This is a genomic window from Aeromonas sp. 600886 (assembly GCF_049174935.1).
Taxonomy (GTDB): Bacteria; Pseudomonadota; Gammaproteobacteria; order Enterobacterales; family Aeromonadaceae; genus Aeromonas; species Aeromonas veronii_A.
The window spans coordinates 44,937-69,669 of the sequence record NZ_JAAKUB010000012.1; the positions used below are offsets into that span (position 1 = coordinate 44,937).

At 60.1% G+C, this 24,733-nt stretch carries 19 protein-coding genes; 11 read left to right on the top strand and 8 right to left on the bottom strand.

Annotated features, from left to right (window positions below):
* Window positions 1-74 precede the first annotated feature (74 nt).
* From G5179_RS11150 to G5179_RS11180, 7 genes are all read left to right on the top strand, one after another.
* Window positions 75-2,042, top strand: coding sequence for an ATP-binding protein (locus G5179_RS11150; protein WP_245148451.1), 1,968 nt, complete (start codon window positions 75-77; stop codon window positions 2,040-2,042).
* 76 nt (window positions 2,043-2,118) lie between these two features.
* Window positions 2,119-3,468 carry a glutathione-disulfide reductase gene (gene gorA / locus G5179_RS11155; protein ID WP_421258372.1) on the top strand — a complete coding sequence of 450 codons (1,350 nt, stop codon included), beginning with the start codon at window positions 2,119-2,121 and terminating at the stop codon, window positions 3,466-3,468.
* A 359-nt stretch (window positions 3,469-3,827) separates the two neighbouring features.
* On the top strand, window positions 3,828-5,522 hold the full coding sequence (gene kdpA, locus G5179_RS11160; protein ID WP_421236170.1) for a potassium-transporting ATPase subunit KdpA: 1,695 nt from the start codon (window positions 3,828-3,830) through the stop codon (window positions 5,520-5,522).
* A 67-nt stretch (window positions 5,523-5,589) separates the two neighbouring features.
* Window positions 5,590-7,647 (top strand): potassium-transporting ATPase subunit KdpB, encoded by a 2,058-nt coding sequence (gene kdpB / locus G5179_RS11165; protein WP_421258373.1) that lies wholly within the window; start codon window positions 5,590-5,592, stop codon window positions 7,645-7,647.
* 62 nt (window positions 7,648-7,709) lie between these two features.
* The gene (locus G5179_RS11170) at window positions 7,710-8,237 is read left to right on the top strand and encodes a potassium-transporting ATPase subunit C (protein ID WP_005355772.1); all 528 of its coding nucleotides are present in this window, start codon (window positions 7,710-7,712) and stop codon (window positions 8,235-8,237) included.
* Between the two features lie 126 nt (window positions 8,238-8,363).
* A complete protein-coding gene (locus G5179_RS11175) occupies window positions 8,364-10,952 on the top strand; it encodes a sensor histidine kinase (RefSeq protein ID WP_005355773.1) in 2,589 nt (862 codons plus the stop codon).
* Window positions 10,952-11,635 carry a response regulator gene (locus G5179_RS11180; protein ID WP_319889842.1) on the top strand — a complete coding sequence of 228 codons (684 nt, stop codon included), beginning with the start codon at window positions 10,952-10,954 and terminating at the stop codon, window positions 11,633-11,635. Before G5179_RS11175 ends, G5179_RS11180 begins: the two co-directional genes overlap by 1 nt.
* Window positions 11,636-11,639: 4 nt before the next feature.
* Here the strand turns inward: G5179_RS11180 and G5179_RS11185 are convergent, their stop codons facing one another.
* Window positions 11,640-12,767 (bottom strand): multidrug effflux MFS transporter, encoded by a 1,128-nt coding sequence (locus G5179_RS11185; RefSeq protein WP_421251493.1) that lies wholly within the window; start codon window positions 12,765-12,767, stop codon window positions 11,640-11,642.
* A gap of 92 nt (window positions 12,768-12,859) precedes the next feature.
* On the opposite strand from G5179_RS11185, the gene G5179_RS11190 reads away from it, so the two are divergent.
* The gene (locus tag G5179_RS11190) at window positions 12,860-13,684 is read left to right on the top strand and encodes an AraC family transcriptional regulator (RefSeq protein WP_421251492.1); all 825 of its coding nucleotides are present in this window, start codon (window positions 12,860-12,862) and stop codon (window positions 13,682-13,684) included.
* Here G5179_RS11190 and G5179_RS11195 read toward each other — a convergent pair.
* Window positions 13,614-13,847 (bottom strand): hypothetical protein, encoded by a 234-nt coding sequence (locus G5179_RS11195; RefSeq protein ID WP_421251491.1) that lies wholly within the window; start codon window positions 13,845-13,847, stop codon window positions 13,614-13,616. The genes G5179_RS11190 and G5179_RS11195 overlap by 71 nt on opposite strands.
* 293 nt (window positions 13,848-14,140) lie before the next feature.
* Here G5179_RS11195 and G5179_RS11200 point away from each other — a divergent pair, with 293 nt between their 5' ends.
* A complete protein-coding gene (locus G5179_RS11200) occupies window positions 14,141-15,391 on the top strand; it encodes a valine--pyruvate transaminase (RefSeq protein WP_421258374.1) in 1,251 nt (416 codons plus the stop codon).
* A 72-nt stretch (window positions 15,392-15,463) separates the two neighbouring features.
* Here the strand turns inward: G5179_RS11200 and G5179_RS11205 are convergent, their stop codons facing one another.
* Window positions 15,464-15,904: an Hsp20 family protein gene (locus G5179_RS11205; RefSeq protein ID WP_005339297.1), complete on the bottom strand. Its 441-nt coding sequence runs from the start codon at window positions 15,902-15,904 to the stop codon at window positions 15,464-15,466.
* A 92-nt stretch (window positions 15,905-15,996) separates the two neighbouring features.
* A complete protein-coding gene (locus G5179_RS11210) occupies window positions 15,997-16,410 on the bottom strand; it encodes an Hsp20 family protein (protein ID WP_005339298.1) in 414 nt (137 codons plus the stop codon).
* A 279-nt stretch (window positions 16,411-16,689) separates the two neighbouring features.
* Here G5179_RS11210 and G5179_RS11215 point away from each other — a divergent pair, with 279 nt between their 5' ends.
* Both G5179_RS11215 and G5179_RS11220 read left to right on the top strand, forming a co-directional pair.
* Entirely contained in the window at window positions 16,690-17,460 is a 771-nt protein-coding gene (locus G5179_RS11215; protein WP_421258375.1) for an MBL fold metallo-hydrolase, read from the top strand.
* A gap of 91 nt (window positions 17,461-17,551) precedes the next feature.
* Window positions 17,552-18,514, top strand: a complete 963-nt coding sequence (locus G5179_RS11220) for a helix-turn-helix domain-containing protein (RefSeq protein WP_421251488.1) — start codon at window positions 17,552-17,554, stop codon at window positions 18,512-18,514.
* 99 nt (window positions 18,515-18,613) lie between these two features.
* Here G5179_RS11220 and gyrB read toward each other — a convergent pair whose 3' ends face one another.
* From gyrB to dnaA, 4 genes are all read right to left on the bottom strand, one after another.
* The gene (gyrB, locus tag G5179_RS11225; RefSeq protein ID WP_421258376.1) at window positions 18,614-21,025 is read right to left on the bottom strand and encodes a DNA topoisomerase (ATP-hydrolyzing) subunit B; all 2,412 of its coding nucleotides are present in this window, start codon (window positions 21,023-21,025) and stop codon (window positions 18,614-18,616) included.
* Window positions 21,022-22,125 carry a DNA replication/repair protein RecF gene (recF, locus tag G5179_RS11230; RefSeq protein WP_005339305.1) on the bottom strand — a complete coding sequence of 368 codons (1,104 nt, stop codon included), beginning with the start codon at window positions 22,123-22,125 and terminating at the stop codon, window positions 21,022-21,024. Before recF ends, gyrB begins: the two co-directional genes overlap by 4 nt.
* Window positions 22,126-22,127: 2 nt before the next feature.
* Window positions 22,128-23,231, bottom strand: a complete 1,104-nt coding sequence (dnaN, locus tag G5179_RS11235) for a DNA polymerase III subunit beta (protein WP_421236167.1) — start codon at window positions 23,229-23,231, stop codon at window positions 22,128-22,130.
* A gap of 83 nt (window positions 23,232-23,314) precedes the next feature.
* The gene (gene dnaA, locus G5179_RS11240) at window positions 23,315-24,685 is read right to left on the bottom strand and encodes a chromosomal replication initiator protein DnaA (protein ID WP_005339307.1); all 1,371 of its coding nucleotides are present in this window, start codon (window positions 24,683-24,685) and stop codon (window positions 23,315-23,317) included.
* Window positions 24,686-24,733 lie beyond the last annotated feature (48 nt).

A 24,733-nucleotide genomic window follows, 5' to 3' on the forward strand; every position in this document is an offset into this window, starting at 1 on the left:
GTTCGCAGGAAAGACGACATAAGTCCATGAAGCAGTTAAACTAAAAAACACAACATCCAGACCGCAAGGACGCCATGTCAGGACTCATCTCCAAGACCGCCGAGGCCGTAGGCCGCAACGGACTCTCATACCGCCTGCTCTCCTATATTCTGGTGTGTAGTACCGTATTGGCGATGATCATTACGGTGCTGCAACTCGCCTGGGATTACCGCAAGGATGTCGCCGTCATCGAAGACAGCATCGGCCAGATCGAAGCCTCCTTTTTGCAACCTATTGCCGCCAGCTTGTGGAACCTCGATGAGGAGCAGGTCAAAGTGCAGATCGAAGGGATCATGAACCTGCCCAACATGCAGTTTGTGATGGTCAAGGAGATGCTCGGCAACTCCGAAGTGCCACTGTTGACCCAGGGAGTAGAACGGGAAAGCTATGACATCTCCCAGGAGTTCAATCTCACCTATCAGGGGGAAATTGTCGGCAAGCTGTTTGTCGCCGCGTCGCTGGAGCAGATTTACCAGCGTCTGATTGAGAAGTCAGTGCTGATCATGGTCAGCCAGACCATCAAGACCCTGGTGGTCTCATTTTGTATCCTGATCATCATTTACTATCTGGTGGTCAGGCACATCAACCGCATCGCCAACTACGCCCAGAAGTTCAACCTCGATCGGCTCGACATGGCGCTGGAGCTGGAAGGCCGCCCGCAGCCGCGCAAGAAACCCGACGAACTGGATACCCTGGTATCCACCCTCAACCAGATGCGCACCCGGCTACGTGACGAGCTGGTCGCTCGTCATCAGGCGGTGGAACAGCTGCAACAGGAGCGGGATTTCTCCGCCACCCTGATCAACTCCGCCAACATGGTCATCTGCTGCATGGAACCAGACTTGACCATCGCCAGCATCAACCCGGCAGCCATACTGCTGACCGGCTACCACCAGCAGGAGCTGTTGCAACACAACTGGCTGGATCTCTTTGTCAGCCCGGCGCAACGGGAAGAGCTGAACGATATTCTGGCGGCGGAAGGTTCACTGGCGGACAAAGAGGTCATCATGCATGACCAGCAGGCCCACGAGCTGGTGCTGCAGTGGACCTTCGTACCCTTCTATGAAGGGCCGAACCTCAAGTACCAGATCGGCTTCGGCTACGACATCACCCAGCTGAAAAAGGTCGAGCGGGAGATAATCCAGCTCAACGAGCAGCTGGAAGGAAAAGTGGTGGAGCGTACCCGCAGCCTGAGCGAAGCCAACAACCAGCTGGGCAAGGCGTACGACGACCTGAAACAAGCCCAGCAAACCCTGGTGGAGTCGGAGAAGATGGCCTCCCTCGGCTCGCTGGTGGCCGGGGTGGCACACGAGATCAATACCCCAATCGGCATCAGTGTGACCGCCTCCTCCTACCTGCAGGAACGGGTTGCCGATTTCAAATCTCATATAGAGTCAAAACAGCTGTCGCGTTCCTATCTCAACGAGTTCACCGTCAACCTCGACGAGTCGATGCAGCTGCTGCAGAGCAACCTGCGGCGCGCCTCCGAGCTGATTGCCAGCTTCAAGCAGGTGGCGGTCGACCAGTCATCGGAAGCACGCTACAACTTCAGCCTCGCCGACAACCTCCATCAGGTGGTGGTCTCGCTTGGCCACAAACTGAAGAAGAGCCAGTGCGAAGTGGATATCCAGTGCGATCCCAAGCTGTCTATATTCTCCTTCCCGGGCAGTTTTACCCAGATCTACTCGAACCTGATCCTCAACTCCATCAACCACGGGTTCGACAACTGGGACAAACCGAAGAAGATCACCATCAAGGTGGAACAGCAGGGAGAGGAGCTGTTTATCGACTATTCGGACAATGGCCGCGGCATCCCGCCCGAAATCTTGCCGCGCATCTTCGATCCCTTCGTCACCTCCAAGCGGGGGCAGGGTGGCAGCGGTCTGGGCACCCACATCATCTACAACCTGGTGGTGCAACTGCTGAAAGGCCGTATCAGCTGTGCCAGCGAACCGGGCCAGGGCGCCCAGTTCCATATTCGCCTGCCGATCCAACATAACTGAGTGCTGGCTCTTGTGAGCCAGCCGCTTTATCCCCATCATGCTGTGATTGCATTCTTAATGAGCGGAGAACCTCGCAATGGCACAGCATTTTGACTATATCGCCATCGGCGGCGGCAGCGGCGGTATTGCTTCTGCCAACCGGGCTGCCATGTACGGTAAGAAAGTTGCCCTGATTGAAGCCAAAGAGTTGGGTGGAACCTGCGTCAACGTAGGCTGCGTACCGAAGAAGGCTATGTGGTATGCAGGCCAGATCGCCGATGCCCTGAAATATGGCGCCGACTACGGCTTTGAGACCACCCTCAACCACTTCAACTGGGCCAAGCTGGTCGAGTCCCGCCAGGCCTACATAGGCCGCATTCACCAGTCCTATCAGAACGTGCTGGGCAAGAACCAGATCACCGTCATCAAGGGCTTCGCCCGCTTCGTCAGCAGCAACACCATCGAGGTTAATGGCGAGCACTACACGGCCGATCATATCCTGATCGCTACCGGTGGCCGCCCGGAAATTCCGGCCATCCCGGGTGCCGAGCTGGGTATCGACTCCGCCGGTTTCTTTGACCTGCAAAGCCAGCCCAAGCGGGTTGCCGTGGTTGGAGCTGGCTACATCGCAGTCGAGATCGCCGGGGTGATGCAGGCACTCGGCTCAGAGACCCATCTGGTGGTGCGCAAGCACGCACCGCTGCGCAACTTCGACCCCATGATCCACGAGACACTGGTCGAAATCATGGCGCAGGAAGGGCCCAAGCTGCACACCCACGCCATTCCCAAAGCCGTGCTCAAGAACGCTGACAACAGCCTGACCCTGCAACTGGAAGATGGCCGCCATCTCACCGTCGACTGCCTGATCTGGGCCATCGGCCGGGTACCGGCTACCGACAACCTCAATCTGGCTGCCGCTGGCATCACGCTGGACGAGAAGGGCTTTATCCCGACCGACAAGTTCCAGAACACCGCCGTCGCCAACATCTATGCAGTGGGTGACAACACGGGTCGCATCCAGCTCACCCCGGTGGCCGTCGCTGCGGGCCGTCGCCTCTCCGAACGGCTGTTCAACAACAAGCCGAACGAGCACCTCAACTACGATCTGGTACCGACCGTGGTGTTCAGCCACCCGCCCATCGGCACCATCGGCATGACCGAACCTGAAGCTATCGCCGAATACGGCGAGGACCAGGTGAAGGTCTACCGCAGCCAGTTCACCGCCATGTACTCGGCACTGACCCAGCATCGCCAGCCCACCCGGATGAAGCTGGTCTGTGTCGGCCCGGAAGAGAAGGTGGTCGGTCTGCATGGTATCGGCTTTGCCATGGACGAGATCCTGCAAGGCTTTGGCGTCGCCATGAAGATGGGGGCCACCAAGGCGGACTTCGACAACTGCGTTGCTATCCATCCGACCAGCGCGGAAGAGTTCGTCACTATGCGCTAAGGGCAGATGAAGTTGGCCTGTCACGAGCAGCCGGCGTCTACAGCCATGTAACCCCTTCACCCAAACCCGGCTCAGGCCGGGTTTTTTGATCACTCCTCGCCATTTCTCTCGCAAATCCGTCGTTCTTTACGCCGATTTTACGCCTGCCACATGGCGCTTTATGGCGCCTTTACGCCTGTTTTACATACCCTTTTCAGCGTCAATGACACCAACAGAGTCGATATGATCTTACATCGGCTCTCGCAGCTAATTATCTCAATGGAGTCGATATGAATTGGCTATATCTGCTGCTCGTCCTCGCCTTGATGGCCTATCTGATGCGCGCACTCACGCGCAGTCACGAGTGAGGGACTACCTATATGCAGCAAGAAATTATCTATCCGGTGGCCTTCGTGCTGCTGGTTCTGCTGCCGGCACCGCTGCTGGGCAACTACATCTACCGGGTATTTGAAGGCAAAATCCGCTGGCTGGCACCGGTCGAGCGCGCCACGCTGGCTTGCTGTGGCACCGATGGACGGGAGCAGGACTGGAAGTCCTACGCCCTCAGCCTGCTGGCCTTCAACGGCGCCGGTTTCGGTCTGCTGTTCCTGATCCTGATGGCGCAGGGGTTGCTGCCCCTCAACCCGCAACAACTGCCGGGTCTGAGCTGGCAACTCGCCTTCAACACCGCAGTCAGCTTTATGACCAACACCAACTGGCAAGCCTATTCCGGTGAGGCCAGCCTCTCCTACTTCAGCCAGATGGTGGGGCTGACCACCCAGAACTTCGTCTCCGCAGGGACGGGCGCTGCCGTCGCCATTGCCCTGTTCCGCGGTATCGCCCGTCAGCAGACCATCAACCTTGGCAACTTCTGGCAGGATCTGGTTCGTTTCTGCCTCTATGTGCTGCTACCCATCGCGCTGATCATGGCGCTGGTGCTGGTATGGCAAGGTGTTCCGCAAAGCCTCTCCGCCTATCTGCCGTTCCACGGTGTGGAGGGTCAGGAGCAGCTGCTGCCCCTCGGCCCGGCGGCCTCGCAGATCGCCATCAAGCAGCTTGGCTCCAACGGCGGCGGCTTCTTCGGCATCAACTCGGCACATCCGTTCGAGAACCCGACAGCCCTCTCCAACTGGCTGGAGATGGTCGCCCTGCTCACCATCGCCGCCGCCATGGTCTTTACTCTGGGCCGCTATGTGAAGGACATGGCCCACAGCCGCGCCATTCTCGGTGCCATGACCCTCATGCTGATGCTGGGGCTCTTCGTCTCCCTCTCACAGGAGCTGAAACCGGATCACACCCTCGCCCAACTCATCACTGACGCCAGCAACATGACTGGCAACTGGGAAGGCAAGGAGAGCCGCTTCGGCCCTGTGCTCTCCAGCATCTGGGAAGTGGCGACTACTGCCGCCTCCAACGGTGCCGTCAACGCCATGCACGACAGCTTTACTCCGCTCGGCGGCATGGTGGGCATGATCAACATGCTGCTGGGTGAGGTCATCTTCGGCGGGGTCGGCTCCGGTATCTACGGCATGATGCTGTTCGTGCTGCTGACCGTGTTCCTGTGCGGCCTGATGGTGGGACGTACCCCGACCTATCTGGGCAAACGGCTCGGTATCACCGAGATGAAGTGGGTGGTCGCCAGCATGCTGGTCATGCCGGTGGGTGTTTTGGTGATCGGTGGTGTCACCCTGCTGATGCCGGATGCCAGCACCATCATCGGCCATGATGGCCCGCACGGTCTGTCACGCCTCATCTATGCCTACGCCTCGGCTGCCGGCAACAACGGCTCCGCCTTCGCCGGTTTTGCCGCCGGTGACAACTGGCAGTGCATCGCCATCGGTCTGGCCATGCTGCTCGGTCGCTTCGGCTACATCATTCCGGTACTGGCCATCGCCGGTCAGCTGGCCCGTGCGCCCCGTCAGGAGACGAGCGAAGGGGACTTCCCCATCAGCGGCCCGCTGTTCGTTGCCCTGCTGATCATCACCGTCCTACTGATAGGTGGCCTCTCCTTCCTGCCGGTGCTGGCACTGGGCCCGGTGGCTGAACATCTGAGTCTGATCGGAGGTGCATTCTGATGAACCTGACCCTGTCGATCACCATCCGGATGCCAATGGCCAACTATCTGATGCTGGGAGCTTTCCAATGAGCAAGTCCACTGCAATGAGCACCGACACCATGTTGGTGAAGGGCAACAAACAGAAATCACAGATCATCCAGGCAATGGTTGAGGCCCTTTATCGCTTCAATCCCAAGGCGCTGTTTGGCAGTCCCATCCTGTTCACCCTCTGGCTGGCCGCAGTCATGGCGACCGTGGAGTCCCTGATGGGGCAGCCTTTCTCCGGCGTTGCTCCCTCACTGGCCTGGCAGTTGACCGCCTGGCTCTGGCTGACCCTCTGGTTTGCCAACTTCGCGGAAACCCTGGCCGAGGGGCGCGGCAAGGCGCGAGCCGACAGCCTGAAGGCAGGCATGAGCCAGCTCAAGGCCCGTCGGGTGGCGAATGCCAAAGATGGTCAGGGCGAATGGGTACCCGCCACCAGCCTGATGAAGGGGGATCTGGTGCTGGTACGCAGCGGCGAGATGATCCCGGCCGACGGCGAAGTGATCGCCGGTATCGCCTCGGTCAACGAGGCGGCCATCACCGGCGAATCCGCCCCCGTCATCCGCGAGTCGGGTACCGACCGCAGCGGCGTGACCGGCAACACGACGGTCGTCTCCGACGAGATCTGGGTGCGCGTCAGCAACAATCCGGGCGAGAGCACGCTGGATCGGATGATCGCACTGGTGGAAGGGGCCAAGCGCCAGAAGACCCCCAACGAGATGGCGCTGGATGCCCTGCTGGTCGGGCTGACCCTGATCTTCCTGCTGGTGGTCGCCACCCTGCCCTGGTTCCTCGACTACAACGGCACTCAGGTACCGCGCCTCTACCTGATCGCTCTCTTCATTACCCTGATCCCGACCACCATCGGCGGCCTGCTCTCCGCCATCGGCATTGCCGGTATGGATCGACTGGTGAAGCTGAACGTCATCGCCAAGTCTGGCCGTGCCGTGGAAGCGGCCGGTGACGTGCGCACCCTGCTGTTGGACAAGACCGGCACCATCACCTTCGGCAACCGGATGGCCGACGAGTTGATCCCGGCACCGGGCGTCGACCCCGCCCTGCTGGCACAAGCCGCCATGCTGGCCTCGCTGGGTGACAACACCCCGGAGGGCAAATCCATCCTGACTCTGGCCAGCAAGAGCATGGCCAAGCCGAGCCAGCTGGAGAGCGACAAGGTGATCCCCTTCAGCGCCGAAACCCGGCTGAGCGGACTGGATCGCAACGGTCATCAATATCGCAAGGGGGCGGTAGATGCCGTGCTGAACTACCTCAGCCTCGACCGCAAGGCGGTACCTGAGCTGGTGCTCAAGTCAGTCGACAGCATCGCCCGTCAGGGTGGGACTCCGCTGCTGGTCTGCACTCAGGAGAAACTGCTGGGGGTGGTCTACCTCAAGGACATCATCAAGCCCGGTATCAAGGCTCGCTTCCAGATCCTGCGCCACATGGGGATCCGCACCGTGATGATCACCGGCGACAACCCGAAAACCGCCGCCGCCATCGCCGCCGAAGCCGGGGTGGATGACTTCATCGCCGAAGCGACGCCGGAGAAGAAGCTCGCCTACATCCGGCAGGAGCAGGCCGATGGCCGTCTGGTCGCCATGTGCGGTGACGGCGCCAACGATGCGCCCGCACTGGCGCAGGCTGACGTGGGTCTGGCCATGAACGAGGGCACCCAGGCCGCCAAGGAGGCGGGCAATCTGGTGGATCTCGACTCCAACCCCACCAAGCTGCTGGATGTGGTGCTGGTCGGCAAACAGTTGCTGGTGACCCGTGGCGCCCTGACCACCTTCTCCATCGCCAACGACGTGGCCAAGTACTTCGCCATCCTGCCAGCCCTGTTCATCGCCGCCTACCCGCAACTGGGGGCACTGAACCTGATGCAGCTGGGCAGCCCGCAGAGCGCCATCCTGTCGGCCATCATCTTCAACGCCCTGATCATTGTGGCGCTGGTGCCGCTGGCACTGCGTGGTGTCGACCTGAAAGGCTCGGCCGCCAGCCTGCTGCGCCGCAACCTGCTGATCTACGGTGTCGGTGGCCTGCTGGTGCCGTTTATCGGCATCAAGCTGATCGATCTGGTCATTACCGGCCTGGGTCTGGTGTAACGACATAATCGGGATGCGGGTCAGACCCGCATCCCCTGCCATCCATTTGGAGCAAGAGAATCATGATAGCAATCAGAACCCTGTTGACCCTGACCCTGCTGCTGGGAGTGGGTTATCCGCTGGCGGTGACCGGGCTGGCCCAACTGCTGTTCCCCTGGCAGGCCAACGGCAGCCAGCTGACCGACAGCAAACAACAGCTCATCGGCAGCGCCCTGCTGGGGCAGAAATTCGAGCGGGCTGACTATTTCCATCCCCGTCCCTCCGCCAGCGACTTCAACACCATAGGCGGCAGCGCCAGCAATCTGGGGATGAGCTCACCGCTGCGGGCTGAGTTTGCCGAACAGGCCGCCAAGGCACAGCCGGGAACCAGCTCCCCCGCCATGCTGACCCGCTCCGCCTCTGGCCTCGATCCCCACCTGCCACTGGATGCGGTGCTGGCTCAGGTCGACCGCGTCGCCAAAGAACGTGGACTGGATCCCGCCCAACTGACGGAGCAGGTCAAGTCGGCCACACAAGCTGGTATCCTTGGCCCGCAGGTGGTCAACATTCTCCAGCTGAATCTGCAACTGGATCATAAAAAGGGCGCCTGATGGCGCCCATTCCGGTTTGGTGATGACCTCGATTTTCGAAACGGGCGGTTGGCTCGATAGGGATAACAATGGCTGATGTAGCAAGCGCCGACGCCCTGCTGGCGAATCTGATGCAGGAGCATGGGGATGCGTGATGAGGTAAGGGCCGACGCCCTGCTGGCGAGCCTGGAACAGGAGCACAAGGGCAAGCTGAAGGTGTTTCTCGGGGCCGCTCCCGGCGTGGGCAAGACCTACGCCATGCTGCAGGCGGTGCGGGAACAGGCCAAAGAGGGGGTCGACATCCTGATCGGCGTGGTGGAGACCCATGGCCGGCAGGAGACCCTGGCCCTGCTCGACAAGCTCGCCATCATGCCGCGCAAGATCCACATGCACCGCCAGCAGCGACTGGAAGAGATGGATCTCGACGGCCTGCTCGCCCGCAAACCGGCCATCGCCGTGGTGGACGAGCTGGCCCACAGCAACGCCCCCGGCAGCCGCCACGAGAAGCGCTGGCAGGATGTGGAGGAGCTGCTGAACGCCGGGATTGACGTCTACACCACCCTCAACGTGCAGCATCTGGAGAGCCTCAACGATCTGGTGTGGCAGCTGACCGGGGTCAGGGTGAAAGAGACCCTGCCCGATCAGGTGCTGCTGGAAGCCGACAGTCTGGTGCTGATCGACCTGCCCCCCAAGGAGCTGCTCGGCCGCCTCAAGGAGGGCAAGGTCTATGTGCCCCATCAGGCCAAGGCGGCACTGCAATCCTTCTTCTCCCTCAACAACCTCACCGCATTGCGGGAGCTGGCGATGCAGACTGCCGCCAGCCATGTGGAGGGCGATCTGCAACTGCAGTGGCAGGCGGCGGGCAAGAGCACCTTGCCGCTGCGGGGCAAGTTGATGGTTTGCCTCGGCGACCTGCACGGCTCGGCGCTGGTGCGCTACGGCCACCGCTTTGCCCAGCGCCGCCAACTCCCTTGGCTGGTAGTGCATGTCGACAGCAATGGCCGCCGCTCGGCCGATGTGGAGCAGGCGCTGGCGCTCGCCTCCCACCTCGGTGCCAAGGTGCTGACGCTATCCAGCCCGGCGGTCGCCAACACCCTGCTGGAGACCGCCGAACAGCAGCAGGTCTCCCAACTGCTGCTCGGCAAACCCCACAAGGCGCCGTGGCGTCGCTCGCTGGTGCAGCACCTGCTCAAGCAGGCGCAGGGGCTCGAAATCACGCTGGTCGATACCGAGAAGCAGAAGCCCGAAGTGGGGATGCGCGTCCCGACCCCGAAGGATATTCACCACAGCCTGCTGGCGGTGACCATCATGGGGATCACCTCGGCCGCCGCCTGGGGGCTCTCCTACTGGCTGCCACCAGCAGCGTTGCCGCTCATCTTTGTACTGGGGGTGCTGGCGACGGCCCTCACCACCAGTCTGGTGCCCGCCACACTGGCGGCGGTGCTGGGCTTTATCGCCCACAATCTGCTCTTCACCGCCCCCTACTTCTCCCTGAGCGTCGCCAACCACAGCGACCTGCTCACCCTGTTTGTGCTGCTTATCGTCGGCATGACGGCGGGACGGCTCGCCTCCCGTCAGCGCCAGCAGTTGATCGGTCTGCGAGAGACCCAGCAGCTGGGCAATGCCCTGCTCTCCCTCAGTCAGGGGCTGGCCACCGCCAGCAGCCCGGAGGAGGTTTTGAGACAAGGTGCCCAAGCCATTTCGCTGGCGCTCGGCCAGCCGACCGTGGTGATCGACAAGGAGTTCAACGATCGGCTCGGCAACGAGAAACACAGGCCCGGCCAGACCGACAAGGCGGCCATCGACTGGTGTCTGGCCCAGAAGCAGAGCGCCGGGGCCCACACCGCCACCCTCAATGCCGCCGAGGCCCAGTATCATCATCTCAGCGACGATCTGGTGATCGGTATAACGCTGGCCAATCCGCTCTCCTCCTCTGCCGAGCATCAGCTGCAGGCGCTGCTCACCGATATTCGCGCCGCACTGGCGCGGATCGACCTCAACGAGCGGCTGGCCGACAGCCAGCTACAGGCGGAGACCGACCGGATGCGAGCCGCCTTGCTCTCCTCAGTCTCCCACGACTTGAAGACGCCGCTGGCCACTATCATGGGTGCCGGCAGCACCCTGCTGGAATATGGTGACCGGATCCCCGCCGAAGACCGTGACGAACTGCTCCACTCGGTGCAGGAGGAGGCACGCCGCCTGCACAGCTATGTGCAGAATCTGCTGGATATGACCCGCATCGGCTCCCCCGACTTCCAGCTGAAACGGGACTGGGTCGATCTGGCAGATCTGGTGGAGAGCGCCCGCAAGCGGCTCGACTCCTCCTGGCGCCAGCACAAGCTGCTGGTCCATTTCGATCAACATGTGCCCCAGCTCTATGTGCACGGCGCCCTGATCGAGCAGGTGCTGGTCAACATCCTCGACAACGCCTCCCGCTACTCGCCGGCAGGCACCCCCATCGAGTTCAAGGTGATGGTGGCCGAACCCGACCTTATCATCGACATCATCGATATCGGGGTCGGTATCGCCGAGTCGGATCGGGAGAAGATCTTCAATCTCTTCTACACCCAGCCGGTGGGCGATTGCGGCAGCCGTGGCACCGGGCTTGGCCTCGCCATTTCCCGCGCTATGATAGAGGCCCACGGCGGCAAGATTTGGGCCTTCTCCGGCCCCAATGGCAACGGAACCTGCATGCGCATATCCCTGCCGCTCGCCCTCAATTCACCGGAGGTTTGATGGCGCACATTCTGGTCATAGATGATGAAGCGGCGATCCGTCGCTTTCTGCGGATCAGCCTGATTGCCGAGGGGCATCAGGTGAGTGAGGCGGTGGGGGTCAATGAAGGGCTGGAGCAGTATCGCCACCTCAACCCCGATCTGGTGATCCTCGATCTCGGTCTGCCGGATGGCGATGGCATTCAGGTGTTGCAGGCCATTCGCGAACACCACCCCAATCCGGTGCTGGTGCTGTCGGCCCGCGATTCGGAGCTGGAGAAGGTGCGGCTGCTGGATGCCGGCGCCAACGACTACATGAGCAAGCCGTTCGGCATCGGCGAGATGATGGCCCGCATCCGTGTGCTCTTGCGCCAGCGGGCTGGCGTCAGCAGCGGCGAGCGGCGCCACTTCCCCCAATGCGGCCTGACGCTGGATGTCAGCAGCCACAAGGTGACCATGAAAGACGAGGAGATCCCTCTCTCCCGCAAGGAGTTCGCCCTGTTACAGGCGCTGGTGTGCCACCCTGGTAAGCTGGTGATGCAGACCCAGCTGCTCAACGACATCTGGGGGCCGAGCCACAAGGAGGACACCCACTACCTGCGCATCGTCATCGCCAGTCTGCGCAAAAAGCTGGGGGATAACCCCCAGCAACCGACGCTTATCGAGACCGAATCCGGTATTGGCTACCGCTTTATCGGCAACTGACGTTTCACGTGGAACGACGCCCGCAGCAAATCAGCGCCAACAGACCGCAGCCACTCAGCAACATGCCGAGATCCTGCAATCCGGCCGCTACCGCCAACCCCAGACTGAGCAGCAGGTAGTAGCCAAGCCCGAACAGGGCGCCAGCACTGCCAGCTACCTCACGATAGGCCAGCAGCGCCTGACTCAGCACATTGGGGATAGCCAGCCCGAAGGCCACCACCACACCCATCATGGGCAACAGGAACCAGAGGCTGGACTGACTCGCCCAGACCAGCAGCCCTGCGACCAGCGCCAGAGCGCAAGCTAGTCTACTCAGAGAAGACGGCAGCCACCCCCTCCCCAGCAGATGCTTGTTGAGCAGGCTGCCGAGCAGAGTCGCCAGCGCCAGCAAGATCCCCGAATAGCCAAACTCGCCGGTGCTCAATCCCAATCCGGCAAAGAGGAACGGCGCCAGACTGTAGTAGCCAAACAGCATGGTGTTGAACAGGGCCACCAGCATGGCACTGCGCCAGAGCCCGCCATCTTTCATCATCCGACACGCCAGCGGCCAGAGCGCGACTCGTTGGCTGGTGGCCGGACGGGTTTCCGGCAGCTGCCAGCAGGCAACCAGCAGCAAACCTACCGCCAGTACCAGCAGACCGCTGAACACCCCGAGATAGCCAAACCCGCTCGCCAGCTGACCACCACTGAGCAACCCCAGCACCGGACTGAGTGAGAGCGCAATGCCCATCACCGAGAAGACCCGCGCCAGATCGCTGCCCTGATAGCTGTCGCGCAGCATGGTCTGGGTCACCACGGAGCCCACGGCGGCGCCAAAGGCCGAGATGACCCGGGCCAGCAGTAGAGTTTCAAACTGGTTGGCCAGCAGCGCCAGCAGGGTGCCGACGCCATAGGTAAGCAGACCCGCCAGCATGGCGGGACGCCGCCCGATCAGATCGCATAGCCGCCCCCAGCAGACCACGCCCACCGCAAACGCCAGAAAATAGACCGACAGGGTCTGGGATGCCTGCCCTTCGCTCACCTGAAACTGGGTAGCGATGTGGGTCAGGACCGGGCTGTAGATGGTCTCCACAATTTGGGGAAACATCATCAATCCCACCACCAGCCAGAGCGGTGGCAACTTGTTGTTCATGACAAACCTCCTTCACAAGAGGTCGCCATTCTAGAGAGATGCCGCTTGTCTGATTACAATAAGCAGGACTATAAACATCAAAAATCGGACATATGGCCTTTATTCTTCCCGATCACCCTTTTGACCCCGACCAGCTGACGGGCAGCGTGATCGGCATCGCCTCCGCCCTCGGCTGGCACGACTCGGGCCTGCATCAACATCAACGCCATCAGCTGCTGTTCGCCCAATCCGGCTGCATGACCATGGAGCTGGAAGGTCGGGTCTGCCTGCTGCCACCCACCCGCGCCGCCTGGCTGCCTGCAGGCACCGCCCACCGGATCTTGATGCGTGGCGTGGTGGCCTACCGCTCTCTCTACTTCCAGCCGCACCCCGAGTTGCCCGGCACGATGGAGGTGCTGGCGGTCAATCCGCTGCTGCACGAACTGATCGAGCGGATGGCGCTCTGGCCGTGGGACAAACCGCAAGAGCAGCAGCAACGGACGGTGACACTGTTTATGGAGGAGTTGGGGCAGGCGCCGCGGGAGTCGTGGCAGTTGCCGCTGCCGACGGATCCCAGACTGGGCGACTGGCTACAGCAGTTGAAGCGGGAGGATGTCCTGCCCGATCGGCTCAACCGGCTGGCCGAACGGGTGGGTGCCAGTGACAAGACCATTGGCCGCATCTTCATGCGGGAGACCGGCATGAGCTATCAGGCGTGGCGTCAGCAGTGGCGGCTGTTGCGCGCCATGGAGCTGCTGGCAGAAAGCGAGTCCATCAGCCGGATTGCCGCTGCGCTGGAGTTCGCCAGTGACAGCGCCTTCATCAGCTTCTTCAGACAACACACGGGGCAGACCCCGCTGCGCTATCTCAACTCTCGGGGTGAGTCGCATCGGCCGAGCTCGCCTCCACCACCAGGGTCTCCAGTGCCAGCGGCTTGAGGTTGTGGATCGCCTCCTCTACCACCGCATGGGAGGCCTGCTGCAACTCGCTCTGCACATCCTGCTCCAGCTGGACACTCTCCAGCTCGGGCCGCGGGTTTTCGTTGGCCATCACGTTCAGGCTCAGGGCACTCACAATCAGGGTAGCGATCAGGCTTTTCATCTGGTTTGCTCCGGTATGGTTGAGATCACCAGATAGCTATTCCAATAGTTGTGCCAATCCTCACGCAATTCATAACATCATGATTTTGTTTAAATTAACTATATCTCGATACCAAATTGAGTCGCAAAATGCATCCCGCTCGGTCATTTTTAAACCAACAGTTGGTGCTTTTAACCACGCTTGATTTTTGCACCATGTTCCACGTGGAACGTCCCATCTTTTTGATCGACACCCGCTTTTAAACTGAGCTATGGTGCTACATCCCCGTAACTCAAATCTGGATCTGTCACCGAATGGAATTTTCCTTGTTCGGCGAGAAGTTCACTCGCCACGCCGGTATTACCCAACTCATGGATGACCTCAATCAGGGGCTGACCAATCCGGACGCCATCATGCTGGGTGGCGGCAATCCGGCCCCCATCCCCGCCATGCTGGAACGCTTTCAGGCCGAGGCCAAGAGCCTGCTCGACAACGGCGAGCTGGTCAAAGCGATGGCCAACTACGACGGCCCCCAGGGCAAAGACAGGTTCACCAAGGCGCTGGCCGCCCTGCTCAGCAAGGAGCTGGGATGGGATATCTCGTCCCGCAATATCGCCCTGACCAACGGCAGTCAGAATGCCTTCTTCTACCTGTTCAACCTGCTGGCCGGCGAATTTGCCGATGGCCGCAAGAAGAAGGTGCTGTTCCCGCTCGCCCCCGAATACATCGGCTATGCCGACTCGGCGCTGGCCGACGACTACTTCGTGGCCTACAAGCCTACCATCGAGAAGCTGCCCGACGGCCAGTTCAAGTACCATGTGGATTTCGAGAGCCTGCAGGTGGGTGACGATATCGGGGTGATCTGCGTCTCCCGCCCGACCAACCCGACCGGCAATGTGCTCACCGACGAAGAGATCGAACATCTCGATCAGATCGCCCGCGACAAGGGGATTCCGCTGCTGATCGACAACGCCTACGGTGTCCCCTTCCCGGGCATCATCTTCAGCGAAGCCAAGCCGTTCTGGAATGCCAACACCATCCTCTGCATGAGCCTCTCCAAGCTCGGCCTGCCAGGCACCCGCTGCGGCATCGTCATTGCCGACGAGAAGATCATCCAGGCCATCACCAACCTGAGCGGCATCATCAATCTGGCACCGGGCAGTCTGGGGCCTGCCATCACCATCCCGATGATCGAGAGCGGCGATATCATTGCCCTCAGCGAACAGGTGGTGAAGCCCTTCTATCAGCAGAAGGCGGAGCTGGCGGTGCAGCTGCTGCGCGAAGCGATCCCCGACCCGCGCTTCCATATCCACAAGCCGGAAGGCGCCCTCTTCCTCTGGCTCTGGTTTGAAGGCTTGCCGATCCACTGTCAGGAGCTTTACGAGCGACTGAAGGCGAAGAATCTGCTGATCGTGCCGGGTCACTACTTCTTCCCCGGTATCGATGACCCCGAGTGGCGCCACAGCCAGGAGTGCATTCGCCTCAACTACTCCCAGAGCGAGGAGCTGGTGCGTCGCGGCATAGCCATTCTGGCCGACGAGATCAACGCCCTCTACGCTGGTTAATCCAATCCAGCGATACAAAAACAGAAAGGCCTGCAGATGCAGGCCTTTGTCGTTTATCGCTATCAGGTTTGCTTAGCCGGGCAACGCCAGCTGCTCGGGTTTGCCGATGGGGATGGCTCTGGGCTTGAGCGCCTCCGGCAACTCACGGGCCAGATCGATGGTCAACAGACCATGCTCCAGCTTGGCACCCTGCACTTCCACGTGCTGGCTCAGCTTGAAGGCGAGCTCGAAGTCACGCTCGGCAATCCCCTGATGGAGGAACTGACGCTCACCGGCCGCAGCCCCTTTGCGCCCCTTCACCTTGAGGGTGCCGTTTTCGGTCTCCAGCTCCAGCTCTTCGCGCTCGAAGCCAGCCACGGCGACCGTGATGCGATAGCCATCCTGATCGCGCTTTTCAATGTTGTACGGGGGGTAAGCAGCGGTCTTCTGCTCGAACAGACCTTCCAGCTCACGGGCCATCCGCTCGAAGCCGACGGCGTTGGAATAGAGATGAGAAAAATCGAGGTTACGCATAATCCTATCCTTCTAATAAGCAACAGGTTCAACTCTCCACAGGCCCGTCATCGGCACCCGGGAAATTTTAAAATTTCTGTGAATTCAGGCTATCAGCCGTTGATCTCTATCTTGCGCGGCTTCATCGCCTCGGGCACTTCACGCACCAGCTCGATGTGCAGCAAGCCGTTTTTCAGGTCGGCCCCTTTCACCCGCACATAGTCGGCCAGCTGGAAGCGACGCTCGAAACCACGTTCGGCAATCCCCTGATAGAGATAGTTGCGCCCGGTGTCGGCCTGCTTGTTGCCCTTCACCGTCAGCAGATTTTCCTGGAAGCTCAGCTCCAGCTCTTCCTGGGTAAAGCCCGCCACCGCCATGCTGATGCGGTAGTCGTTGTCACCCAGCTGCTCGATGTTGTACGGGGGATAACCGGCATTGCCATTGCTGGCCGCAGATTCGATGAGATTGGCCAGACGATCGAAACCGATGGCAGAACGATAGAGCGGAGAAAAGTCGATAGAACGCATAGTATTACCCTCTTGTGAGCGATAACGGATTGTTTGCCCTCCTTATGGACGGGCGCCTGGTCGAAACCTCTGTCGAGCGTTCCGGCCTTGTTACCTATATAGGGGCTCACTTTTTCCTTTCAAGGGGATTTTTCAAATTTTTTAAATGGCCTCGCCGACCTTTGGCACATCAACCAGTTGGCCCGATAGTGATGATAATCGACCCGTGGGCCACTGATGGCAATGCGCTCCGCACCCCATAATTGGTTGCATATCCACCAGCCAACATGGAGCCATCCCATGAAGATTACCCAGGTTCGCAACGCCACCTTGCTGCTCGACTATGCCGGCACCCGCTTTCTGATCGACCCCATGCTCTCGGCCAAGGGGGCCTTCCCCGGCTTTGAGGGCACCGCCAACAGCCAACTGCGCAATCCGCTGGTCGAGCTGCCGCTGCCGATCGATGAGCTGGTCGATGTGGACGCCGTGATCGTCACCCACGACCATCCCGACCACTTGGATGATGCCGCCAGAGCGCAAATCCCCAAACATCTGCCGCTCTTGGTGCAACATCAGAAGGATGCCGATGCCATTCGTGCCAGTGGCTTTGAGGATGTGCGCCTGCTGAGCGACCAGCCCGAGTTTGCCGGCATTCACCTGCAGCAGACCGGTGGCCAACACGGCAGCGGCCAGTTGATGGCGGTACTGGGCGAGCGCATGGGAGAGGTATGCGGCGTGGTCTTCTCCCACCCCGATGAGCAGTGCCTCTATCTGGCCGGTGATACCATCTGGCATCCCACGGTCGAGCAAGCCCTGCAACAGCATCAGCCCGAGGTCATCATCCTCAACTGTGGCGATGCACAGGTGCCCGGGCTCGGTTCCATCATCATGGGCAAGGAGGATGTCGCCGCCGTTTATCAGGCCGCACCGCAAGCCACGCTGATCGCCAGCCATATGGAGGCGGTCAATCACGCCGTGCTGTCACGCCAGGAGCTGCGCGACTATCTGGCGGAACGGGGCATGACGGATCGGGTACGGGTGCCAGAAGATGGCGAGGCGATATCACTGTGACCCGCAGGAGGGCCATGCCAGAGATGGCCCTTCGGCTTTCACTGCCGAACGCTTATGATGAGTGGTCTGCGCGCAGAGAGGAGTCAACATAATGCCCACCCCGATCGTTGCCGTGGTGACCTTCGATCACTTCAGCCCTTTTCACTGCGCCGTCCCCTGTCTCATCTTCGGCGACATCCTGCCGGGCCAGCCGCTGTTCGAGCTCAAGATCTGCTGCGGCGATGGCAACCCTCATTCACACTCGGCGCAAGGCTTCACCATTCAGGCTCCCCATGGGCTGGAGATGCTGGCCGAGGCGGAGATCATTGTCATCCCCTTCTGGCACGACCCGGCAGCACGGCCACCCGCAGCGCTGCTCGATGCCCTGATTGCCGCCAGAGCCAGAGGTGCCCGACTGGTCGGGCTCTGTCTCGGCACCTATGTGCTCGCCTACGCCGGGCTGCTCAATGGTCGCAAGGCATCGACCCACTGGGAGTACGAACAGGATTTCTGCCACCGCTTTCCCTGCGTGCAACTCGATACCAACGCCCTCTATGTGGATGACGATGGGCTGGTCACCTCGGCAGGCACTGCCGCCGGGCTGGACTGCTGCCTCTATCTGGTACGCCAGTACCACGGCTCGGCCATCGCCAACAAGGTGGCACGGAGGCTGGTGATCCCGCCTCACCGGGAAGGGGGCCAAGCCCAGTTTATCGAACAGCCGGTGCCCGCCTCCACTCGCGATGTCAGGATGAACCAGTTGCTCGATCACCTGCGTGCCCATCTGGCCGAACCCCACACCCTGGATTCTCTGGCGGCCCACACCCTGATGAGCCGCCGCACCTTTACCCGCCGTTTTCATCAGGCTACCGGCCTCTCGGTGGGTGAATGGCTGCTGGCGGAGCGGCTCAGGCGCAGTCAGGAACTGCTGGAGGTAAGCGGCCATTCCATCGATCGCATCGCTGAGCTGGTCGGCTTCAAGAGTGCCACCTCCCTGCGCAATCACTTCCGTGCCCGCTTTGCCATCTCCCCCAGCGAGTGGCGACGCTCTTTTCGTGGTAGTCGGGCAACATAATCAGGCTCCACGTTTCACGTGGAACATGCTTTCAATTCCCCAAAAACAAAAAAGCCGCTCACAAGGAGCGGCTTTTTACTATCTGTCTGACTGCATCGATTAGACGTCGAGGTTGGCTACGCGCAGGGCGTTGGTCTCGATAAAGTCACGACGGGGCTCAACGGCATCACCCATCAGGGTGGAGAAGAGCTGGTCAGCACCGACGGCGTCGTCGATGGTGACGCGCAGCATGCGGCGGGCTTCCGGATCCATGGTGGTTTCCCACAACTGGTCCGGGTTCATCTCACCCAGCCCTTTATAGCGCTGGATGTAGATGCCGCGTTTGCCTTCGCCCATCAGCCACTCGACGGCTTCTACGAAGTTGGCAACCGGCTTCACCTTCTCGCCACGCTTGATGAAACCACCCTCCTCGATCAGGTTGGCGATCTCCTTGCCCAGCGAAACCAGCTGACGGTACTCACCGGATTGCAGGAAGTCGTAGCTGAGCGGATATTCGCGGTCGACACCGTGCTGACGTACCACGGCGTGCGGCACGTACAGGCTGCGCTCTTCGTCACGACGAACCTGGATCTGGTACTGGATACCGTGGTTGCTCTCGTTGAGCACGGCTTCCATACCCTGACACCAGGCCAGCAGATCGTTCTCGCTGTTCAGCAGCGCTTCATTCAACTCCGGCTGATAGATCAGCTGGGTCAGCACGGCTTCCGGCGCACGACGAGACATGCGGGTGATCAGGTGAGTCACCGAGCGGTGCTGGTTGACCAGACGCTCCAGTGCCTCGCCACCGATAGCCGGGGCAGATTCGTTAACGTGCAGGGTCGCACCATCCAGCGCCATGGCGGTCTGGTACTGCAGCAGCGCATCTTCGTCTTTCAGATACTGCTCCTGCTTGCCCTTCTTCACCTTGTAGAGCGGCGGCTGGGCAATGTAGACATAGCCACGTTCGATGATTTCCGGCATCTGACGATAGAAGAAGGTCAGCAGCAGGGTTCGGATGTGCGCACCATCGACGTCCGCATCGGTCATGATGATGATGTTGTGATAACGCAGCTTGTCCGGGTTGTACTCGTCGCGACCGATACCGCAGCCCAGTGCGGTGATCAGGGTGCCCACCTCTTGTGAGGAGATCATCTTGTCGAAACGGGCCTTCTCCACGTTCAGGATCTTGCCCTTGAGCGGCAGAATGGCCTGGTTCTTCCGGTTACGACCCTGCTTGGCGGAACCGCCAGCAGAGTCCCCTTCCACTATGTAGAGTTCGGAGAGAGCCGGGTCTTTTTCCTGACAGTCAGCCAGCTTGCCGGGCAGACCGGCGATATCCAGCGCGCCTTTGCGGCGGGTCAGTTCGCGGGCTTTGCGGGCCGCTTCACGGGCACGGGCCGCATCGATGATCTTGTTGACCACGATCTTGGCATCGCCCGGGTTTTCCAGCAGGAAGTCAGCCAGCTTCTCACCCATCGCCTGTTCAACGGCGGTCTTCACTTCGGAAGAGACCAGTTTGTCTTTGGTCTGGGATGAGAACTTGGGATCCGGCACCTTGACGGAGATAACGGCAATCAGACCTTCACGCACGTCGTCGCCACTGGCGGCAGACTTGGCCTTCTTGCTGTAGTCCTCTTTGTCCATATAGGAGTTCAGAGTACGGGTCAGCGCGGTGCGGAAGCCAACGAGGTGAGTACCACCATCCCGCTGCGGGATGTTGTTGGTGAAGCAGTAGACCCCTTCCTGATAGGCATCGTTCCACTGCATCGCCACTTCAACACCAATCCCATCCTGCTCGGTAGTGAAATGGAACACCTTCGGGTGGATCGGGGTCTTGTTCTGGTTCAGGTATTCAACGAATGCCTTGATGCCACCCTCGTAGCAGAAATGCGCCTCACGGCCGTCACGCTCATCCATCAGACGGATGGAAACACCGGAGTTGAGGAAGGAGAGCTCGCGCAGGCGCTTGGCCAGGATCTCGTAGTGGAACAGGGTGTCGCTGAAGATGGTCGGGCTTGGCCAGAAGCGAACTTCAGTACCGGTGCCGGTGCTGTCGCCAATCTGCTTGAGCGGAGCTTGCGGCTCACCCAGATGATAGGTCTGTTCGTAGACGTGGCCGTTACGACGAATAGTCAGCAACAACTTGTCAGAGAGGGCGTTAACGACGGAGACACCCACGCCATGCAGGCCGCCGGATACCTTGTAGGAGTTGTCATCGAACTTACCGCCAGCGTGCAGCACGGTCATGATGACCTCTGCGGCGGAGCGGCCCTCTTCCGGGTGAATATCGACCGGAATACCACGGCCGTTATCGCGCACGGAGACGGAGCCATCGGAATGGATCTTGACCTGAATATCGGAGCAGTAGCCAGCGAGCGCCTCGTCAATGGAGTTATCGACGACCTCGAACACCATGTGGTGCAGACCCGAGCCATCATCCGTATCGCCGATATACATCCCCGGGCGCTTGCGGACCGCATCCAGGCCCTTCAGCACCTTGATATTCGAGGAGTCGTAAGTATTTTCACTCATAGCTTACTCTCTGCCTTCTCTAACGTTTCGGAGATTTTACCCTGTTCCACGTGGAACAACTTGCAGTCATTCGCATCCATCATGTCTGCGAGCTGACCGGTGTCGATGGCGGTGATAAACACCTGGGACGCACACTGCTTCAGCCTTGCGGCCAGCAAGCGGCGCTTGTCGACATCCAGTTCAGAGGCAAAATCGTCAATTAAAAAAATACAGCCACGGCTGCTATGTTGATTCAAATAGAGCCCTTGGGCCAGTCGCATGGCGCAGACCAGCAACTTCAGCTGACCCCGGGACAAAATATCCTGAGCGGGTACCCCGTTCGCCTTGAGGCGCACATCGGCTTTCTGTGGACCGACACCGGTATAGCCCAGCGCCCGATCCCGCTCAAACCCCGCCTCCAGCAAATCGCCGAGGGGAGTATCTTTCTCCCAGCCCCGGTAAAAGCCGAGACTGATATCGAATTCCGGCAGAAAATCCGCCGTCATCTCCTTGATCAGGGGCGTAATGGCCTGACAATAACTGGCGCGAAACTCGGCCAACTCACCCCCCAGCCGCACCAATTCCTGATCCCAGAACGCCAGCTGGCGGTACTGGGTGCTCTGGCGCAGCAGCGCATTGCGCTGTTTCAGCAGCCGCCGCACTCGCCCCCAGAGGGCAAAGAAGGTCGGCTCCTGATGGAAGACACCCCAATCGAGCCAGGCGCGGCGAGCCTGAGGCCCGCCCGTCAGCAGGTTGAAGCCATCGGGATGGATCAACTGCACCGGCAACAGCTCCGCCAGATCGGCCAGCCGCTGGGCCTGCGCCCCGGCAATCTTGAGCTGGGTCTCGCCACTCTTGTCTTTGGCAAGACCGATCGGTACCTGACGCCCCTCCAGTTCACACTGGGCAAACAGGGTAAAGGCCCTCTCCCCCTGGCGGATGACCCGCCCGGTCAAATGAGTGCGAAAGGAGCGCCCCAGACCAAGGTAGTGAATGGCTTCCAGCACGCTGGTCTTGCCGCTGCCATTGCACCCGACCAGAATGTTGAGGCCGGGCGACAGCTTGAGACTGGCTTGCTGGATATTGCGAAAGTCGCTGAGCTGGAGTTTGACCAGGGACACGACTAGATCCGCATCGGCATCACCACGTACTGAGCATCCTGATGTTCAAAATCCTCAATAATGGCACTGCTGATGGAATCGCTCAGGCTAATCCGGATTTGGTCACATTTTAACGTATTCAGCACGTCGAGCACATAAGAGACGTTAAAGCCGATCTCCATCTCGCCAGCGGCATATTGTACGTCAAGCAGCTCTTCGGCTTCTTCCTGTTCCGGGTTGTTGGCGGTGATGCGCAGCAGGTTTTCCTGCAGATTGAGACGCACCCCACGGAATTTCTCGTTGGAGAGGATGGCGGCGCGGGCAAACGCCTGACGCAGATCCTCACGGCCGGCGATGAGCGCCTTGTCGCTGTTGCGCGGAATGACGCGGCGCCAGTCCGGGAAGCGGCCATCCACCAGCTTGGAGGTGAAGATGAAGCCGTCGAGGGCTGCACGCAGGTTGCTGCGACCGATCTGCAGACGTACCGGCTTATCTTCCGCTTCCAGCAGACGCACCAGCTCCAGTACCCCTTTGCGCGGCAGGATAACCTGATGATCGGGCAGCGATTCCCCGACCACCTCGCGGCGGCAGGTAGCCAGACGGTGACCGTCGGTCGCCACGGTGCGCAGACCGTGACCTTCGCTCTCGAACAGCATACCGTTCAGGTAGTAACGAACATCCTGGCTGGCCATGGAGAACTGGGTCGCATCGATCAGCTTCTTCAGCTCCAGCTGGCTGATATCGAACTCGAGCACGGATTCCCAATCCTCGATGTTCGGATACTCGGTCGCCGGCAGGGTCGATAGGTTGAAGCGGGAACGACCGGACCGGATGATCAGGCGCTCGCCTTCGGTATTGAGACGGATCTCGGCGCTTTCCGGCAGACCACGGCAGATATCCAGCAGCTTGCGCGCCGGTACTGTGGTGCGGCCATCTTCGCTGGCCCCGTTCAGATAGACCTGACCGATCATCTCTACTTCGAGATCGGTGCCGGTCAGTGACAGCAGACCGTTGCTGACATCAAGCAGCACGTTGCCGAGGATCGGCAGGGTCGGTCGGCCGCCGAGGGCGCCGGACACCAGTTGCAGAGGACGTAACAGGGCCTCACGGCTAATTTCGAGCTGCATCTGTGCTCTCCGTTGTGATTAGGAGGAAAAGATTCGGATCAGGTTGGAATATTCGCGCTGCATCTGTCCACTCGATTCCGTTATCAGGAAGAAAGGGTACGGATCAGGTTGGAATAGTCCTCCTTGATGTCGTGACTCTCCTCCTTCAGCTGCTCGATCTTGCGGCAGGCATGAAGAACGGTAGTGTGGTCACGGCCACCAAAGGCATCACCTATCTCCGGCAAACTGTGGTTGGTCAGCTCCTTGGCCAGTGCCATCGCCAGTTGGCGCGGACGAGCAACAGAGCGGGAACGACGCTTGGAGAGCAGATCCGCCAGCTTGATCTTGTAGTACTCCGCCACCGTCTTCTGGATATTGTCGATGGTGACCAGCTTCTCCTGCAGTGCCAACAGGTCGCGCAGCGCTTCGCGCACAAAATCGATGTTGATGGCACGGCCGGTGAAGTTGGCGTTGGCGATAACCCGGTTGAGGGCACCTTCCAGTTCACGGACGTTGGATCGCAGACGTTTGGCAATGAAGAAGGCCACTTCATCCGGCAGATGGATCTGGTTCTCGTCTGCCTTGCGCATCAGGATCGCGACGCGGGTCTCCAGCTCCGGCGGCTCGATCGCCACGGTCAGGCCCCAGCCGAAGCGGGACTTGAGGCGATCCTCGACACCGTTGATCTCCTTCGGATAGCGATCCGAGGTCAGGATGATCTGCTGGTTACCTTCCAGCAAGGCATTGAAGGTATGGAAGAACTCCTCCTGGGAGCGCTCCTTGTTGGCGAAAAACTGGATGTCATCGATGAGCAGGGCATCGACGCTGCGGTAGTAACGCTTGAACTCTTCAATGGCGTTGTTTTGCAGCGCTTTCACCATGTCCTGAACAAACCGCTCGGAGTGCATATAGATGACTTTGGCATCTTTTTTACTCTCCTTGATGGCATTGCCAACGGCGTGCAGCAGGTGGGTTTTACCCAGGCCGGTGCCGCCATAGAGGAACAGCGGGTTGTAAGCACCCCCCGGATTGTCCGCTACCTGACGGGCAGCCGCACGCGCCAACTGGTTGGACTTACCCTCGACGAAATTCTCGAAGGTATAGTTCACGTTGGTGTTGCTCTTGTGGTTCGGCTCGGGCTTGGCTTCAGCCTTGCTTTCCCAGCTCTTCTGCAAGTTATTCACAGGCGCGGCACCCTGTACCGGCGCTCTGGCGACAGCAACAGGATGGGGACGATTACCTATATCAAAACGCAGGGCGGGGCCGTCGACCCCGCAGAGTTCGTTGATGATGCCGTTAACCCGGATGAGATACTTGTCTCGTACCCAGTCCAGAACAAAGCGATTCGGTGCATACAGGGTCAGAGTATTGTCACTCAACTCCGCTTGAAGCGGCCGGATCCACATGCTGAATTCTGCCGAGGGCAACTCATCTTGCAGCCGGTTAAGGCACTGCTGCCATAGCGAAGCAGTCACTCTAAACTCCTGTCGATTGATTAACTAAAGACCGGCTATTCTACGTTT